This window comes from Serratia sp. CY29653, from assembly GCF_052169255.1.
Taxonomy (GTDB): Bacteria; Pseudomonadota; Gammaproteobacteria; order Enterobacterales; family Enterobacteriaceae; genus Serratia; species Serratia sarumanii.
Window position 1 is genome coordinate 10583 of record NZ_JBJNLC010000010.1, and the last position, 15230, is coordinate 25812.

A 15230-nucleotide genomic window follows, 5' to 3' on the forward strand; every position below is an offset into this window, starting at 1 on the left:
GATGGCTAAGCAACCAGGATTAGATTTTCAAAGTGCTAAAGGCGGGCTCGGCGAGCTGAAGCGCAGACTTTTGTTTGTCATCGGCGCGCTGATTGTCTTCCGCATCGGCTCTTTCATTCCGATTCCTGGTATCGATGCCACTGTGCTTGCCAAATTGCTTGAGCAGCAGAGAGGCACTATCATTGAAATGTTTAACATGTTCTCTGGTGGTGCCCTCAGCCGTGCTTCTATCTTTGCTCTGGGGATCATGCCGTATATCTCGGCGTCGATCATTATCCAACTGCTGACGGTGGTTCATCCAGCGTTGGCGGAAATCAAGAAAGAAGGGGAGGCTGGCCGTCGTAAGATTAGCCAGTACACCCGTTACGGTACGCTGGTATTGGCCATATTCCAGTCGATCGGTATTGCTACCGGTCTGCCGAATATGCCTGGTATGCAGGGCCTGGTGTTAAATCCAGGCTTTGCATTCTACTTTACTGCGGTTGTGAGCCTGGTAACCGGGACAATGTTCCTGATGTGGCTGGGTGAGCAGATTACTGAACGCGGTATCGGCAACGGTATCTCGATCATTATCTTCGCGGGTATTGTAGCGGGGCTCCCGCCGGCAGTGGCCCATACTATCGAGCAAGCGCGGCAAGGCGACCTGCACTTCCTCCTGCTGCTGTTGGTTGCAGTATTGGTGTTTGCAGTAACCTTCTTCGTTGTTTTCATCGAGCGTGGTCAACGTCGTATCGTCGTTAACTATGCGAAGCGTCAACAAGGTCGTCGTGTTTATGCAGCACAGAGCACACATTTACCGTTGAAAGTGAACATGGCGGGTGTTATCCCGGCGATTTTCGCTTCCAGCATTATTCTGTTCCCGGCCACGATTGCATCATGGTTTGGGGGCGGTACCGGTTGGAACTGGCTGACTACGATTTCGCTGTATTTGCAGCCAGGGCAACCGCTTTATGTGTTACTCTATGCGTCTGCAATCATCTTCTTCTGTTTCTTCTACACGGCGTTGGTCTTCAACCCGCGTGAGACAGCAGATAACCTGAAGAAGTCCGGTGCCTTCGTACCAGGAATTCGTCCGGGAGAGCAAACGGCGAAGTATATCGATAAAGTAATGACGCGTTTAACCCTGGTGGGCGCGATGTACATTACTTTCATCTGCCTGATCCCGGAGTTCATGCGTGATGCAATGAAAGTACCATTCTACTTTGGTGGTACCTCGCTACTGATCGTGGTTGTCGTCATCATGGACTTTATGGCTCAAGTGCAAACTCTGATGATGTCAAGTCAGTACGAGTCTGCATTGAAGAAAGCAAATCTGAAAGGCTATAACCGCTAGTCAGATTCGTTTGAGAAGTTACGGAGAGTAAAAATGAAAGTTCGTGCTTCCGTCAAGAAATTATGTCGTAACTGCAAAATCGTTAAGCGTAACGGTGTCGTTCGTGTGATTTGCAGCGCCGAGCCGAAGCATAAACAGCGTCAAGGCTGATTATCTCGCATATTTTTCTTGCAAAGTTGGGTTGAGCTGGCTAGATTAGCCAGCCAATCTTTTGTATGTCGCACTGCAACACTATTTGAGTATCCTGAAAACGGGCTTTTCAGAATGGTGTTGCTGTATAAAATAGTAGGAGTGCATAGTGGCCCGTATAGCAGGCATTAACATTCCTGATCATAAACATACCGTTATCGCCTTAACGTCGATCTTCGGTATCGGTAAAACCCGTTCACAGGCTATCTGTGCATCCACGGGTATTGCTGAAAATGTTAAGATCAGTGAGCTGTCTGAAGAGCAAATCGAAAAGCTTCGTGATGCAGTTGCCAAATACACCGTTGAGGGTGATTTGCGTCGTGAAATTACCCTGAGCATCAAGCGTCTTATGGACCTTGGTTGCTATCGTGGTTTGCGTCATCGTCGTGGTCTGCCGGTACGCGGTCAGCGCACCAAGACCAACGCTCGTACCCGTAAGGGTCCGCGCAAGCCGATCAAGAAATAATCGGGGTTATTGAATAATGGCAAAGGCACCTGTTCGTACACGTAAGCGTGTAAGAAAGCAAGTCTCTGACGGCGTGGCTCATATCCATGCTTCTTTCAACAACACCATCGTTACCATCACTGATCGTCAGGGTAATGCTTTGGGTTGGGCAACAGCCGGTGGTTCCGGTTTCCGTGGTTCTCGTAAGTCCACTCCGTTCGCAGCACAGGTTGCAGCAGAACGTTGTGCTGACGCAGTAAAAGAATACGGTATCAAGAACCTGGAAGTTATGGTTAAAGGACCTGGTCCTGGTCGTGAGTCTACTATCCGCGCTCTGAACGCGGCTGGTTTCCGCATCACTAACATTACTGATGTGACTCCGATCCCTCATAACGGTTGTCGTCCGCCGAAAAAGCGCCGCGTGTAACGCAGCTTTTAGGATTGTTGGAGAAAGAAAATGGCAAGATATTTGGGTCCTAAGCTCAAGCTGAGCCGTCGTGAGGGCACAGACCTGTTCCTTAAGTCTGGCGTTCGCGCGATCGATTCCAAGTGTAAAATTGAACAAGCACCTGGTCAGCACGGTGCGCGTAAACCGCGTCTGTCTGATTACGGTGTTCAGTTGCGTGAGAAGCAGAAAGTTCGCCGTATGTACGGCATTCTGGAGCGTCAATTCCGTAACTATTACAAAGAAGCAACCCGCCTGAAGGGCAACACCGGTGAAAACCTGTTGCAGCTGCTGGAAGGTCGTCTGGACAACGTTGTTTACCGTATGGGCTTCGGCGCTACTCGTGCAGAGTCACGTCAGCTGGTTAGCCACAAAGCAGTTATGGTAAACGGTCGCGTTGTTAACATCGCTTCTTATCAGGTATCTCCGAATGACGTAGTCAGCATCCGCGAGAAAGCTAAAAAGCAGTCTCGTGTTAAAGCTTCTCTGGAGCTGGCTGAGCAGCGTGAAAAGCCGACTTGGCTGGAAGTTGATGCTGCTAAGATGGAAGGCGTGTTCAAGCGTATGCCTGAACGTACCGATCTGTCTGCGGACATTAACGAACACCTGATCGTCGAGCTTTACTCCAAGTAAAGCTTAGTACCAAAGAGAGGACACAATGCAGGGTTCTGTGACAGAGTTTCTAAAACCGCGCCTGGTAGATATCGAGCAAGTCAGTTCGACGCACGCCAAGGTGACCCTTGAGCCTTTAGAGCGTGGCTTTGGCCATACTCTTGGCAACGCACTGCGCCGTATTCTGCTTTCATCTATGCCGGGTTGCGCGGTGACCGAGGTTGAGATTGATGGTGTACTGCATGAGTACAGCACCAAAGAAGGCGTACAGGAAGATATCCTGGAGATCCTGCTCAACCTGAAAGGGCTGGCGGTGAGAGTTCAAGGCAAAGACGAAGTTATTCTTACCCTGAATAAATCTGGCATTGGCCCTGTGACCGCTGCCGACATCACCCATGATGGTGATGTCGAAATCGTCAAGCCTCAGCACGTGATCTGCCACCTGACTGATGAGAACGCGGCTATCAGCATGCGTATCAAAGTTCAGCGCGGTCGCGGTTATGTGCCGGCTTCTGCCCGAATTCATTCGGAAGAAGATGAGCGCCCAATCGGTCGTCTGTTGGTTGACGCCTGCTACAGCCCTGTAGAGCGTATCGCCTACAATGTTGAAGCTGCGCGTGTAGAACAGCGTACTGACTTGGATAAGCTGGTCATCGAGATGGAGACCAATGGCACGATCGATCCTGAAGAGGCGATCCGCCGTGCGGCCACCATTCTGGCTGAACAACTTGAAGCTTTCGTTGACCTGCGTGATGTACGTCAGCCGGAAGTTAAAGAAGAGAAACCGGAATTCGATCCGATCTTGCTGCGCCCTGTTGACGATCTGGAATTGACTGTCCGCTCTGCTAACTGCCTCAAGGCAGAAGCTATCCACTACATCGGTGATCTGGTACAGCGTACCGAGGTTGAGTTGCTGAAAACGCCAAACCTGGGTAAAAAATCTCTTACCGAGATTAAAGACGTGCTGGCCTCACGTGGTCTGTCTCTGGGCATGCGCCTGGAAAACTGGCCGCCGGCAAGCATTGCTGACGAGTAACCGGATCACAGGTTAAGGTTTTACTGAGAAGGATAAGGTCATGCGCCATCGTAAGAGTGGTCGTCAACTGAACCGTAACAGCAGCCATCGCCAGGCTATGTTCCGTAACATGGCCGGCTCTTTGGTTCGTCATGAGATCATCAAGACGACCCTGCCAAAAGCAAAAGAGCTGCGTCGCGTTGTTGAGCCGCTGATTACTCTTGCCAAGACCGACAGCGTAGCTAATCGTCGTCTGGCATTCGCCCGTACTCGTGATAACGAGATCGTGGCAAAACTGTTTAACGAGCTGGGCCCGCGTTTCGCGAGCCGTGCCGGTGGTTACACTCGCATTCTGAAGTGTGGCTTCCGCGCAGGCGACAACGCGCCGATGGCATACATCGAGCTGGTTGATCGTGCTGAGTCTCAAGCAGAAGTAGCAACTGCAGAGTAATCTGTAGACGCGTAAAAAAACCGGGCTTGCCCGGTTTTTTTACGTCCAAACCCAGCCAAATGTGCGTAATTCCCCCGCTGCGCTTAAGATCCCCGTCCCTATCCGCTATGCTAAGGCTTAATCATTAGGCTAACCGAGGCTGTCTTTCATGGGGCTGCTCGATCAATGGGCGGAGCGCCATATCCTTGATGCCCAGGATAAAGGCGAGTTCGACAATCTGCCCGGCCAGGGTCAACCGTTGGCGCTGGAAGATGACAGCGCGGTGCCGGCTGAACTGCGCGCCGGTTACCGTTTGCTGAAAAATGCCGGTTACCTGCCGCCGGCGCTGGAAGATCGCAAAGAGGCGTTGACCGTTGCTCGTTTGCTGCAAGGGATTAACAGTGAGCATCAGGACTATGTCGAACTCAGCAAACGCATGGCGCTGCTGGAGCACCGGTTGCGTCAGGCTGGGATGAGTACGGATTTCTTGCATGGTGAATATCAGCGTGCATTGGACGGCAAATTCACCCGGGAGGAGAAGTAATGTTCAAGATAGGTCAGTTGGCCAAGCTTGCCGAAGTGACGCCGGATACCGTGCGTTACTATGAAAAGCAGGGCATGATGGATCACAATGTCCGCACCGAAGGTGGTTATCGGCTCTACACCGAGCAGGATCTGCAGCGGCTGCGCTTCATTCGCTATGCCAAGCAGCTGGGATTTACTCTGGAAACGATCGCTGAGCTGCTGTCGATCCGCGTCGATCCTGAACATCATACCTGCCAGGAGTCGAAGTCGATCGTCGATGCGCGCCTGAGCGAAGTGGAAAGCAAGTTGGCGGAGTTGACTCGCATGCGCGAATCGCTGAAGCGGCTGAGTGATGCCTGCTGCGGTACTGCCCATACCAGCAATTATTGTTCTATTCTGGAAGCCTTGGAACAGGGCGCCAGCGATGAAAAAGGCAAAAAAGGTTGCTGACGGCACTTTAATTTTTATACCGCCGGCAGTATTATCGCCCCGTTTTATCACCACACCTTTTACAGGAGCATTATCATGACGAAATATCGTCACACTAAAGGTCAGATTCAAGATAACGCCATTGAGGCGCTGCTGCATGATCCGCTATTCCGTCAACGAGTAGAAAAGAATGTGAAAGGCAAAGGCAGCTATCGGCGTAAAGAAAAATACAGCAAAGGCGGTAACTGGGAGGCCAGTGGTAAACTATCAAGCGATAATTTACCACTGGCCTTCTGGTTTTAAGGCATTAAAAAAGCCACCTTCGTCAGGTGGCTTTTTATTGGCATAACCAAACGCTGTTTTATAGTTTTGGCTGCTGTTGCTGGCTCAGCAGGTCACGGATTTCCGTCAGCAGTTTCTCTTCTGCGGTAGGTGCTGGCGGCGCTGCCGGCGCTTCTTCCTGCTTGCGGCGCATTTTGTTCATCAATTTAATTGCCAGGAAGATGGCGAAGGCGACAATCACGAAGTCGAATACGGTTTGAATGAATGAACCGTAGTTCATTACCACCGCCGGTACGGCGCCCTGAGCTTCACGTAATACCAGATGGAATTGTTTAAAGTCGACGCCGCCGATCAGTAACCCCAGTGGTGGCATGATGATATCGGCCACGAAGGACGAAACAATCTTGCCGAATGCGGCACCGATAATCACACCGACGGCCAGATCGACCACGTTGCCACGCATGGCAAATTCGCGAAACTCTTTCAACATACTCATAGAACGCACCCCTTGCAGAATTAATAACTCAAGTTTAACAAAGCAATTTCCCTTTGCCACAAAAGGAGAGAAGTTTTATCTCCTCCCAAGGCAGAGAACAACTACGCGATTATAGACCACCGCCTAATAAATTTGTTCTACAAGAAGAACGGGCTCGGTTGGAACAGGCGTTCAACGTCCGGCACGAATTTCTTGTCGGTAATAAACATGATGACGTGATCGCCCTGTTCGATTTTGCTGTTGCCGTTGGCGATGATCACGTCGTCGCCACGTACGATCGCGCCGATGGTGGTACCCGGTGGCAGCTTGATGTCTTCGACGATGCGGCCGACCACTTTGGACGTGCTTTCATCGCCGTGGGCAATCGCTTCGATCGCTTCCGCCACGCCGCGGCGCAGCGACGAGACGCTGACGATATCCGCTTTGCGCACGTGCCCCAACAGGGCGGAGATGGTCGCCTGCTGCGGCGAAATGGCGATATCGATCACGCTGCCCTGCACCAGATCGACATAGGCGCGGCGCTGGATCAAGACCATCACCTTCTTGGCGCCCATGCGCTTGGCCAGCATGGCGGACATGATGTTGGCCTCATCGTCGTTGGTGATGGCGATGAAGACATCCACTTGTTCGACGTGCTCTTCGGCCAGCAGCTCCTGGTCGGAGGCATCGCCGTAGAACACGATGGTATCGTGCAGCTGCTCGGCCAGTTCGGCGGCGCGTTGCTGGTTCCGCTCGATCAGTTTGACGTTGTAGTCTTTTTCCAGCTTGGCGGCCAGGCCGGCGCCGACGTTGCCGCCGCCGACGATCATGATGCGCTTATAGGGTTTTTCCAGCCGCTGCAGTTCGCTCATCACCGCGCGGATGTGCTGTGATGCGGCGACGAAGAAGACTTCATCACCGGCTTCGATAATGGTCGAGCCTTGCGGACGTATTGGTCTGTCCTGGCGGAAAATAGCGGCGACGCGGGTGTCGATATGCGGCATGTGTTCGCGCATCGAAGAGAGCGCATTGCCGACCAGCGGGCCGCCGTAATAGGCTTTTACCGCAGCGATGCTGACCTTGCCTTCGGCGAAGTTGACCACCTGCAGCGCGCCGGGGTATTCAATCAGCTTGTAGATATAGTCGATGACCAGCTGCTCCGGTGAAATCAGATGGTCGATCGGCACCGCTTCCGGCAGGAACAGTTTCTCCGACTCGCGGATATATTCCGGCGCGCGGATACGGGCGATGCGGTTGGGGGTATTGAACAGAGAATAGGCGATCTGGCAGGCAACCATGTTGGTTTCGTCGGAGTTGGTGACGGCGACCAGCATGTCGGCGTCTTCTGCGCCGGCTTCGCGCAGCACCCGAGGATGAGAGCCGTGCCCCTGAACCACCCGCAGATCGAATTTATCCTGCAGCTGACGCAGCCGGCCGGAATCGGTATCGACGACGGTGATATCATTGTTTTCACCCACCAGGTTTTCCGCCAGCGTCCCGCCAACCTGACCGGCACCAAGAATAATTATTTTCATCGTGTTCTCTGCTTCACACTGAAAGACTTAGGGCGCGCACGCACGCCCCGAAGCATTACATTTTAATCAGCTTAGCGTAAAAGAAGCCATCGCCGTCCTCGGGATGCGGGATATTCTGCCGCCCCGGCCGCTGCGCATCGCCGGTTTCAACCAGCTTGGCATCGGCGTGGCGCTGCAAGAACGCGGCGATCTGGCTGCTGTTTTCATCTGGCAGGATAGAGCAGGTAGCGTAAACCATCACGCCGCCCGATTTCAGATGGGGCCAGACGGCTTCCAGGATGTCGGCCTGCAGCGTGGCGAGTTCGGCGATGTCGCGATCGCGGCGCAGCCATTTGATGTCGGGGTGACGGCGGATCACGCCGGTGGCGGAACAAGGCGCGTCCAGCAGGATCCGGTCGAACAGCTTGTCACCGCACCATTGCTGCGGGGTGCGGCCATCGCCCAGCTTAACCTCTGCGTGCAAACGCAGGCGCTGCAGGTTTTCCTTCACTCGCGCCAGGCGCTGTTCGTCGATATCGACCGCCATGACGTGCGCTTTCGGCGCCGCTTCCAGAATATGCGTGGTTTTGCCGCCAGGCGCGGCGCACAAATCGAGGATCTGTTCACCGTCTTGCGGATCCAATAGATCGACACAGCCCTGGGCTGAGGCATCTTGCACGGTGACCCAGCCGTCGGCGAACCCAGGCAGATCGGTCACGGCGCAAGGCGCCAGCAAACGCACCGCGTCGGCATAGTCTGAATGAGGCTCCGCGGCGATGCCTGCGTCGGTCAACAACTGCAGATAAGCTTCGCGGGTGTGATGCAGGCGGTTGACGCGCAGCCACATTGGTGGCTTCTGGTTATTGGCGTCGACGATCTGTTCCCAGTTGGCGGGATAGGCTTGTTGAATGCGTTTCAGCAACCAGCTCGGGTGCAGATAGCGGCTGTCATTGTTGGCGGCGCGCTGCAGCAGCTCTTCCTGCTGGCGCTGGAATTGCCGCAAGACGCCGTTAATCAGGCCTTTCAACTGTGGGCGTTTCAGCGCCACCGCGCCTTCCACGGTTTCGGCCAATACGGCGTGCGGCGGGATACGGGTATACAGCAGCTGATACAGGCCGACCATCAGCAGATAGTGCAGCGTACGCTGCTTGCCGGTCAGCGGCTTGGCCATCAATTGTTGAATGCACCATTCGAGCTGCGGCAGCACGCGCAATGTGCCGAAGCACAGTTCCTGCAGCAACCCGCGGTCCTTATCGCTGATGGCGGTTTGCAGCGCCGGCAGGACAGTGCTGAGCGACTGCCCTTGATCCAGCACCTGGCCGATGGCTTTGGCAGCGATGCTGCGGAGATTGTAATTATTTTTCATAGGCTGAAGCTGATAACGATCGGCATTAAGAAAATAACGGCCCGGCGATGAACGGCCGGGCAGTGGGGTGACTTACAGCCGGTTACCCGGGGTAAACCATTCACGGCGTGAATTTAACAGGTCCTGCGCCGACATCGGTTTCTTGCCGGCGGGCTGCAGTTGGATCAGATTGAGGATGCCGTCGGCGGTCGCCACCTGAATGCCGTGCTTGTCGGCATGGACAACGGTGCCCGGCTCCGCATTGGCGCTTTGCGCCAGTACGCTGGCTTGCCAGACTTTCACCGGTTGCTCGTCGATAGTGAAGTAGCTGATCGGCCAAGGGTTGAAGGCGCGGATGCAGCGCTCCAGTTGTTCGGCGGAAAGTGTCCAGTCCAGGCGAGCTTCTTCTTTGCTCAGCTTCTCGGCGTAGGTGACCAGCGCGTCGTCCTGCACTTCGCGGGTGGCGCTGCCGTCGGCCATTTGGCGCAGCGTCGTCAGCATGCCCTGCGGGCCGAGCTGCGCCAGCTTGTCGTAGAGACTGGCGCTGGTATCGCTGCTCTCAATCGGGCAGGCAATCTTGTGCATCATGTCGCCGGTATCGAGACCGACGTCCATCTGCATGATGGTCACGCCGGTTTCGCTGTCGCCGGCCCAGAGCGAGCGCTGGATCGGCGCCGCACCGCGCCAGCGAGGCAGCAGCGAGCCATGTACGTTGATGCAACCGAGACGCGGCATATCCAGCACCGCCTGCGGCAGGATCAGCCCGTAGGCAACCACCACCATCACGTCGGCGTTAAGATCGGCCACCAGGCGCTGGTTCTCTTCGGGGCGCAGCGATTTGGGCTGAAATACCGGCAGTTGGTGTTGCTCAGCCAGCACTTTTACCGGGCTTGGCGTCAGCTTGTTGCCGCGGCCTGCCGGGCGGTCGGGCTGGGTAAAAACGCCGACAATCTGGTGCTCAGATGACAACAGCGCGTCAAGATGACGCGCTGCGAAGTCTGGTGTTCCGGCGAAAATAATCCGTAAAGAGTCAGACACGTTGATTTCCTGATCGGTTAGGCGCGGGCTTGAAGCTTGGCCATTTTTTCCAGTTTCTGACGAATGCGCTGACGCTTGAGCGGCGACAGGTAATCGACGAACAGTTTACCCATCAGGTGATCCATCTCGTGCTGGATGCAGATCGCCAGCAGATCGTCCGCTTCCAGTTCGAAAGGTTTGCCTTCGCGATCCAGCGCGCGGATCTTCACCTGCGCGGCACGTGGTACCAACGCACGCTGCTCGGGAATGGAAAGACAGCCTTCCTCGATGCCGGTTTCGCCGCTCTTTTCCAGCAGCTCCGGGTTGATCAGCACCAGGCGCTGATCGCGATTCTCGGAGACGTCGATCACGATAATGCGCTGATGGATATCCACCTGAGTCGCAGCCAGGCCAATGCCTTCCTCTGCGTACATGGTTTCAAACATATCATCCACGATGCGCTGGATATCTGCATTGACTTCTTTTACCGGCGCTGCGATTTTGCGCAGACGCTCGTCTGGGAAATGTAATACCTGCAAGACTGACATATATCTTTAGATCTGTATCCGAGTAATGAACGAGGTTTAACCTCTATTCTAGACATTTCCCGGCCTGATTGACAGCATTGCGCACCAATTGCTCAGATTGGTAATACCACCGTTTTTGCTGAGGGAACAGACGATGCGGCCGGAAGAGATCGCTTTACGGATGCGAGGGGTAACGGGGCTGCAGACCGTCGTGGCCAGCCGGTTCGTGCGGCAGCTATCGCAAATGGGGCGCGAGCCTCGCAGCGCGTTGCGTGAACTGGGGTTGAACGAGCGGCAGCGGGCGCAGTTCAACCAAGCGGATCCCGCTTATCTGGCGGCCAGCCTGCGTTGGCTGGAACTGCCGGCGCACCGCATGCTGAACTATGGGGCGGCCGGCTATCCGGAACGCCTGGCCCAGATCGATGATGCGCCGCTGTTTTTGCTGATCGAGGGCGATCCTCAAGCGTTGCTGCGCCCGCAGCTCGCCATGGTTGGCAGCCGGCAGTTCAGCCACTACGGCGAGCGTTGGGCCAATCATTTCGCCGCGGAATTGGCGCGTTGCGGTTTCACCATCACCAGCGGTTTGGCGATCGGCATCGACGGCATTTGCCATCGCGCAGCGCTGGCGGCCGGCGGTTGCACGGTAGCGGTATTGGGCAGCGGGTTGGCCAATGTTTATCCACGCCGGCACCGCAGGCTCGCGGAGCAGATTGTCGAGCAGGGCGGCGCGGTGATTTCGGATCATTTGGTCACCGATTTGCCTCTGGCCGACCATTTTCCGCGCCGCAACCGTATTATCAGCGGGCTGAGCCAGGGCGTTCTGGTCATAGAAGCCTCGTTGCGCAGCGGCACCCTGGTGACGGCCCGCTATGCGCTGGAGCAGGGGCGTGAGGTATTCGCCTTGCCGGGGCCGTTAGGGAACCCGATGAGCGAAGGCACGCACTGGCTAATTCAGCAGGGCGCGCATCTGGTTACCGGGCCGAAAGATATCGCAGAATTGCTGGGAAGCGGCCTTCAATGGCTGCCACTGAACGAAAATACAACTATTTGTGCGTCGCAGGCTGAAGTTGAATTGCCATTTGCCGATGTGTTGGCTAACGTAGGAGATGAGGTGACACCTGTTGACGTCGTCGCTGAACGTGCCGGCCAACCTGTGCCAGTGGTGGTAATCAAGTTACTCGAACTGGAGTTAGCAGGGTGGATCGCAGCTGTACCCGGCGGCTATGTCCGAATAAGGAGGGCAAGCCATGTTCGACGTACTCATGTACTTGTTTGAAACTTATATCCACAATGAACCAGAGATGCGCGTCGATCAGGATCAACTGACCGATGATCTCGCCCAGGCGGGGTTTCATCGGGATGATATCTACAACGCGTTGAATTGGCTTGAGAAGCTGGCTGACCTGCAAGAAGGTCAAAATGCGCCTTACTTTATGGATGCCGATCCGCTGGCAATGCGGATCTACACCGAAGAGGAAAGCGCGCGTTTGGACGCCGGCTGCCGTGGTTTTCTCCTGTTCCTGGAACAGATTCAGGTATTGAACCTCGAAACCCGTGAAATGGTTATCGACCGTGTTATGGCTTTGGATAATGCGGAATTCGATCTCGAAGATCTGAAATGGGTCGTGTTGATGGTGCTGTTTAATATTCCCGGATATGAAAGCGCCTATCAGCAAATGGAAGAACTGTTGTTTGAAGTGAACGAAGGTTATCTGCATTGAGCCGATAACGCGCATAGAAGACGTTATGACAAAAAACGCGATTTTTGCCGCCAGGCAAAATGAACCCTGTCCGGAATGCGGGGCCGAGCTGGTGATCCGTAGCGGTCGCCACGGCCCCTTCCTCGGCTGTTCCCAGTACCCTGAATGCCAATATATTCGGCCGCTGAAAGCGCAGGCCGACGGGCATGTCGTCAAGGTGCTGGATGGGCAGCAGTGCCCGAAGTGTCAGGCGACGTTGGTGCTGCGCCAGGGGCGCTATGGCATGTTTATCGGTTGCAGCGATTATCCGCAGTGCGATCACACTGAAGTGATCGATAAGCCTGATGAAACCGCCATTACCTGTCCGCAGTGCGGTCAGGGCAAGCTGTTGCAGCGTAAATCGCGCTACGGCAAGGTTTTTCATTCCTGCGATCGTTATCCGGAATGCCAATTCGCCCTCAATGTTAAACCCGTCGCCGGTGAATGCGCCTATTGCCATTACCCGCTGCTGATGGAAAAACGTACGGCAAAAGGCCCCGTCCTGTGCTGTGCCAGCAAGCTGTGCGGAAAACCCGTCGCGACTACAGAATAATCACATCATGAACTCAGAATTAAGCCCGAACCTTTTATCTATCATCGATGCTTTGCATCAACAGCAGGTGATTGCCTATCCCACCGAAGCGGTATTCGGCCTGGGGTGTGATCCCGACAGCGAACAGGCGGTCAATGCTTTGCTGGCATTGAAACAGCGGCCGTGGGAAAAGGGGCTGATTCTGATCGCCGCCGACTATGCGCAGCTTAAGCCCTATATCGACGACAGCGCGCTCAGCGAACAGCAGCGCGTGACGATGTTCGCCAGCTGGCCTGGGCCGGTAACCTGGGTGTTGCCTGCCCGGCCGGAGACGCCGCGCTTGCTGACCGGGCGTTTCAGCTCGCTGGCGGTGCGCGTCAGCGATCATCCGTTGGTGCAGCAACTGTGCCGGCAGTACGGCAAGCCGCTGGTGTCGACCAGCGCCAATCTCAGTGGGCTGGAGCCGTGCCGCAGTGCGGATGAAGTCGCGCGGCAATTCGGCGAGGCTTTCCCGGTATTGGCCGGCGAGGTGGGTGGCCGTCTTAATCCTTCCGAAATCAGAGATGCTCTGACCGGCGAACAGATCCGTCAGGGCTAGAGGTAATGGGCATGGAGAAGTTTGCGGTATTTGGCAACCCTATTGGTCACAGCAAGTCGCCGCGAATTCATGCGCTGTTCGCTGCCCAGACTGGCATTGAGCATCCCTATGGAGCGGTGTTGGCGCCGTTGGACGGTTTTGAAACCAGCCTGCAGGCGTTTATCCACGCCGGAGGGATGGGGGCGAACGTCACGGTGCCTTTCAAAGAGCGCGCTTATGAGGCCGCTTCCGAGCTGAGCGAGCGCGCAGCGATGGCCGGCGCGGTCAATACCCTGAAGGTATTGCCGAATGGCGGTCTATTGGGGGACAACACCGACGGCATCGGTTTGCTGACCGATCTGCAGCGTCAGCAATTGATCCGGCCGCAGGATCGCATCTTGCTGGTGGGGGCCGGCGGCGCGGCGCGCGGCGTGATCCTGCCGCTGCTGTCTTTCGGCTGCCAGCTCACGATCACCAACCGCACCTTCAGCCGCGCCGAGGAGTTGGCCGACGCTTTCCGGCATCTGGGAGAGATCTCGGCGGCGCCGATGGATCAACTGAATCAGCAAGCGTTCGATCTGGTGATCAACGCGACGGCGTCCGGCATCAGCGGGGAGATCCCGGCGTTGCCCGCAGGTGTGGTGAACGCGCAAACCCGTTGCTATGACATGTTCTATCAGCAGGGCGTCACGCCGTTCCTGGCCTGGGCGCAGCAGCAAGGGGCAACGGAATATGCCGATGGGTTGGGCATGCTGGTGGGGCAGGCGGCGCATGCTTTCCTGCTTTGGCACGGAGTGATGCCAGAGATCGAGCCGGTATTGCGCCAGCTGCGCAGCGAACTGGCGGCATAATTCCCACCCCGTTCTCTATATAGGGAACGGGGTGGCCGTCAGATGTCTTCCGACAGGTATTCGTCTTTCCAACGCACATAGTTGTTAGAAGAATAAAGCAATCCTTCCAACTCGGCGGCGGTCAACGGCCGAACCTGGCGTGCCGGGCTCCCCATATAGAGATAGCCGCTGGCCAGCCGTTTGCCCGGCGCCACCAAACTGCCAGCGCCAATCATTACGTCGTCTTCTACTACTACACCGTCCAACAGGATCGATCCCATACCGACCAGCACCCGGTTGCCGATGGCGCAGCCGTGCAGCATGGCTTTATGGCCCACGGTCACGTCTTCCCCAATCAGCAGGGGATAACCGTCTGGGTTGTGTTCGGAACGGTGAGTCACATGCAGTACGCTGCCGTCCTGAATATTGCTGCGCGCGCCGATCTTTACCGCATTGACGTCACCGCGGATAGCGACCAGCGGCCAGATACTGACGTCATCCGCCAGATCGACGTCGCCGATCACGACGCTGGAAGGATCGATCAAGACACGCTGACCGAGTTTGGGGGTGTATTGAAGATAAGAACGTACTGCATCGGACATAGTGCTGCCTCACGTCGGGATCATATTTACCGGCAATACTAGACCCTGGCGATGGAATTACAACCAACGGCAGCGCCGGATCCTGCTGAAAATGGCCCTGATCGCACAAGATCCACACGGAAGGGCTGAAAAGTGTGCAAACAGAAAGAAAAGATCAAAAAAGGGGTTGTGCAAAAAACTCGGATCCCTATAATGCGCCTCCATCGACACGGCGCAAGTGATTCACTTCACACAGCGGCCGGGAAGAAAGAGAAAAAATCCTGAAAATTAGGGTTGACTCTGAAAGAGGAAAGCGTAATATACGCCACCTCGAGTTAGCAAGCGAAAGCGCCTAACTCACTGCTCTTTAACAATTTATCAGACAATC

At 55.4% G+C, this 15230-nt stretch carries 21 protein-coding genes; 15 read left to right on the top strand and 6 right to left on the bottom strand.

Translation table 11 applies throughout. The features are described 5' to 3' along the window. The first annotated feature begins 1 nt into the window (after position 1). The 10 genes from secY to ACJ8HN_RS24080 all read left to right on the top strand — a co-directional run bounded on the left by secY (position 2) and on the right by ACJ8HN_RS24080 (position 5726). Positions 2-1333, top strand: a complete 1332-nt coding sequence (gene secY / locus ACJ8HN_RS24035; RefSeq protein WP_004929740.1) for a preprotein translocase subunit SecY — start codon at positions 2-4, stop codon at positions 1331-1333. A 33-nt stretch (positions 1334-1366) separates the two neighbouring features. Beyond that, on the top strand, positions 1367-1483 hold the full coding sequence (gene rpmJ / locus ACJ8HN_RS24040; RefSeq protein WP_002227352.1) for a 50S ribosomal protein L36: 117 nt from the start codon (positions 1367-1369) through the stop codon (positions 1481-1483). A gap of 148 nt (positions 1484-1631) precedes the next feature. Then, a complete protein-coding gene (gene rpsM / locus ACJ8HN_RS24045; protein ID WP_004929734.1) occupies positions 1632-1988 on the top strand; it encodes a 30S ribosomal protein S13 in 357 nt (118 codons plus the stop codon). 16 nt (positions 1989-2004) lie between these two features. After that, on the top strand, positions 2005-2394 hold the full coding sequence (gene rpsK, locus ACJ8HN_RS24050) for a 30S ribosomal protein S11 (protein ID WP_004929731.1): 390 nt from the start codon (positions 2005-2007) through the stop codon (positions 2392-2394). Between the two features lie 30 nt (positions 2395-2424). Then, entirely contained in the window at positions 2425-3045 is a 621-nt protein-coding gene (gene rpsD / locus ACJ8HN_RS24055) for a 30S ribosomal protein S4 (protein ID WP_004929729.1), read from the top strand. 25 nt (positions 3046-3070) lie between these two features. After that, a complete protein-coding gene (locus ACJ8HN_RS24060) occupies positions 3071-4060 on the top strand; it encodes a DNA-directed RNA polymerase subunit alpha (protein WP_002919219.1) in 990 nt (329 codons plus the stop codon). Between the two features lie 40 nt (positions 4061-4100). Continuing rightward, entirely contained in the window at positions 4101-4490 is a 390-nt protein-coding gene (rplQ, locus tag ACJ8HN_RS24065; RefSeq protein ID WP_004929726.1) for a 50S ribosomal protein L17, read from the top strand. Between the two features lie 148 nt (positions 4491-4638). Further along, positions 4639-5013 (top strand): DUF1992 domain-containing protein, encoded by a 375-nt coding sequence (locus tag ACJ8HN_RS24070; protein ID WP_049233351.1) that lies wholly within the window; start codon positions 4639-4641, stop codon positions 5011-5013. Continuing rightward, on the top strand, positions 5013-5444 hold the full coding sequence (gene zntR, locus ACJ8HN_RS24075; protein WP_033636251.1) for a Zn(2+)-responsive transcriptional regulator: 432 nt from the start codon (positions 5013-5015) through the stop codon (positions 5442-5444). Before ACJ8HN_RS24070 ends, zntR begins: the two co-directional genes overlap by 1 nt. Before the next feature lie 75 nt (positions 5445-5519). Then, complete coding sequence (locus tag ACJ8HN_RS24080; RefSeq protein ID WP_442524040.1) at positions 5520-5726, top strand: alternative ribosome-rescue factor A; 207 nt, start codon at positions 5520-5522, stop codon at positions 5724-5726. Between the two features lie 58 nt (positions 5727-5784). Here ACJ8HN_RS24080 and mscL read toward each other — a convergent pair whose 3' ends face one another. The 5 genes from mscL to def all read right to left on the bottom strand — a co-directional run bounded on the left by mscL (position 5785) and on the right by def (position 10604). Continuing rightward, positions 5785-6201 (bottom strand): large-conductance mechanosensitive channel protein MscL, encoded by a 417-nt coding sequence (gene mscL, locus ACJ8HN_RS24085; RefSeq protein ID WP_025304493.1) that lies wholly within the window; start codon positions 6199-6201, stop codon positions 5785-5787. Positions 6202-6338: 137 nt separating this feature from the next. Then, positions 6339-7715 (bottom strand): Trk system potassium transporter TrkA, encoded by a 1377-nt coding sequence (trkA, locus tag ACJ8HN_RS24090; protein ID WP_033636248.1) that lies wholly within the window; start codon positions 7713-7715, stop codon positions 6339-6341. Positions 7716-7770: 55 nt separating this feature from the next. Further along, entirely contained in the window at positions 7771-9060 is a 1290-nt protein-coding gene (gene rsmB, locus ACJ8HN_RS24095; RefSeq protein WP_442524041.1) for a 16S rRNA (cytosine(967)-C(5))-methyltransferase RsmB, read from the bottom strand. A 72-nt stretch (positions 9061-9132) separates the two neighbouring features. After that, a complete protein-coding gene (gene fmt, locus ACJ8HN_RS24100) occupies positions 9133-10077 on the bottom strand; it encodes a methionyl-tRNA formyltransferase (protein ID WP_033655290.1) in 945 nt (314 codons plus the stop codon). A 17-nt stretch (positions 10078-10094) separates the two neighbouring features. Next, positions 10095-10604, bottom strand: coding sequence for a peptide deformylase (gene def / locus ACJ8HN_RS24105; RefSeq protein ID WP_033636244.1), 510 nt, complete (start codon positions 10602-10604; stop codon positions 10095-10097). A gap of 133 nt (positions 10605-10737) precedes the next feature. Between def and dprA the strand changes: the two genes are divergently transcribed. From dprA to aroE, 5 genes are read left to right on the top strand one after another with little or no spacing between them, the layout of a single operon-like run. Beyond that, positions 10738-11859, top strand: coding sequence for a DNA-protecting protein DprA (dprA, locus tag ACJ8HN_RS24110; RefSeq protein ID WP_089187497.1), 1122 nt, complete (start codon positions 10738-10740; stop codon positions 11857-11859). Continuing rightward, entirely contained in the window at positions 11831-12304 is a 474-nt protein-coding gene (gene smg, locus ACJ8HN_RS24115) for a DUF494 family protein Smg (RefSeq protein ID WP_033650013.1), read from the top strand. Before dprA ends, smg begins: the two co-directional genes overlap by 29 nt. A 25-nt stretch (positions 12305-12329) precedes the next feature. Further along, positions 12330-12875, top strand: coding sequence for a DNA topoisomerase family protein (locus tag ACJ8HN_RS24120; RefSeq protein ID WP_004929705.1), 546 nt, complete (start codon positions 12330-12332; stop codon positions 12873-12875). 7 nt (positions 12876-12882) lie between these two features. Beyond that, a complete protein-coding gene (gene tsaC, locus ACJ8HN_RS24125) occupies positions 12883-13452 on the top strand; it encodes an L-threonylcarbamoyladenylate synthase type 1 TsaC (RefSeq protein ID WP_060420261.1) in 570 nt (189 codons plus the stop codon). Positions 13453-13463: 11 nt separating this feature from the next. Continuing rightward, positions 13464-14282, top strand: a complete 819-nt coding sequence (aroE, locus tag ACJ8HN_RS24130; RefSeq protein ID WP_442524042.1) for a shikimate dehydrogenase — start codon at positions 13464-13466, stop codon at positions 14280-14282. Positions 14283-14320: 38 nt separating this feature from the next. Here the strand turns inward: aroE and ACJ8HN_RS24135 are convergent, their stop codons facing one another. Further along, on the bottom strand, positions 14321-14863 hold the full coding sequence (locus ACJ8HN_RS24135) for a gamma carbonic anhydrase family protein (protein WP_004929699.1): 543 nt from the start codon (positions 14861-14863) through the stop codon (positions 14321-14323). Positions 14864-15230 lie beyond the last annotated feature (367 nt).

Bases quoted from the DNA above. Each gene is read 5' to 3' on its own strand.
- dprA (WP_089187497.1), top strand. From the start codon at position 10,738: ATGCGGCCGGAAGAGATCGCTTTACGGATGCGAGGGGTAACGGGGCTG.
- ACJ8HN_RS24060 (WP_002919219.1), top strand. From the start codon at position 3,071: ATGCAGGGTTCTGTGACAGAGTTTCTAAAACCGCGCCTGGTAGATATC.
- def (WP_033636244.1), bottom strand. From the start codon at position 10,604: ATGTCAGTCTTGCAGGTATTACATTTCCCAGACGAGCGTCTGCGCAAA.
- rsmB (WP_442524041.1), bottom strand. From the start codon at position 9,060: ATGAAAAATAATTACAATCTCCGCAGCATCGCTGCCAAAGCCATCGGC.
- mscL (WP_025304493.1), bottom strand. From the start codon at position 6,201: ATGAGTATGTTGAAAGAGTTTCGCGAATTTGCCATGCGTGGCAACGTG.
- ACJ8HN_RS24070 (WP_049233351.1), top strand. From the start codon at position 4,639: ATGGGGCTGCTCGATCAATGGGCGGAGCGCCATATCCTTGATGCCCAG.
- rplQ (WP_004929726.1), top strand. From the start codon at position 4,101: ATGCGCCATCGTAAGAGTGGTCGTCAACTGAACCGTAACAGCAGCCAT.
- trkA (WP_033636248.1), bottom strand. From the start codon at position 7,715: ATGAAAATAATTATTCTTGGTGCCGGTCAGGTTGGCGGGACGCTGGCG.
- rpsK (WP_004929731.1), top strand. From the start codon at position 2,005: ATGGCAAAGGCACCTGTTCGTACACGTAAGCGTGTAAGAAAGCAAGTC.
- smg (WP_033650013.1), top strand. From the start codon at position 11,831: ATGTTCGACGTACTCATGTACTTGTTTGAAACTTATATCCACAATGAA.
- rpsD (WP_004929729.1), top strand. From the start codon at position 2,425: ATGGCAAGATATTTGGGTCCTAAGCTCAAGCTGAGCCGTCGTGAGGGC.
- secY (WP_004929740.1), top strand. From the start codon at position 2: ATGGCTAAGCAACCAGGATTAGATTTTCAAAGTGCTAAAGGCGGGCTC.
- aroE (WP_442524042.1), top strand. From the start codon at position 13,464: ATGGAGAAGTTTGCGGTATTTGGCAACCCTATTGGTCACAGCAAGTCG.
- ACJ8HN_RS24120 (WP_004929705.1), top strand. From the start codon at position 12,330: ATGACAAAAAACGCGATTTTTGCCGCCAGGCAAAATGAACCCTGTCCG.
- zntR (WP_033636251.1), top strand. From the start codon at position 5,013: ATGTTCAAGATAGGTCAGTTGGCCAAGCTTGCCGAAGTGACGCCGGAT.
- tsaC (WP_060420261.1), top strand. From the start codon at position 12,883: ATGAACTCAGAATTAAGCCCGAACCTTTTATCTATCATCGATGCTTTG.
- ACJ8HN_RS24080 (WP_442524040.1), top strand. From the start codon at position 5,520: ATGACGAAATATCGTCACACTAAAGGTCAGATTCAAGATAACGCCATT.
- ACJ8HN_RS24135 (WP_004929699.1), bottom strand. From the start codon at position 14,863: ATGTCCGATGCAGTACGTTCTTATCTTCAATACACCCCCAAACTCGGT.
- rpmJ (WP_002227352.1), top strand. From the start codon at position 1,367: ATGAAAGTTCGTGCTTCCGTCAAGAAATTATGTCGTAACTGCAAAATC.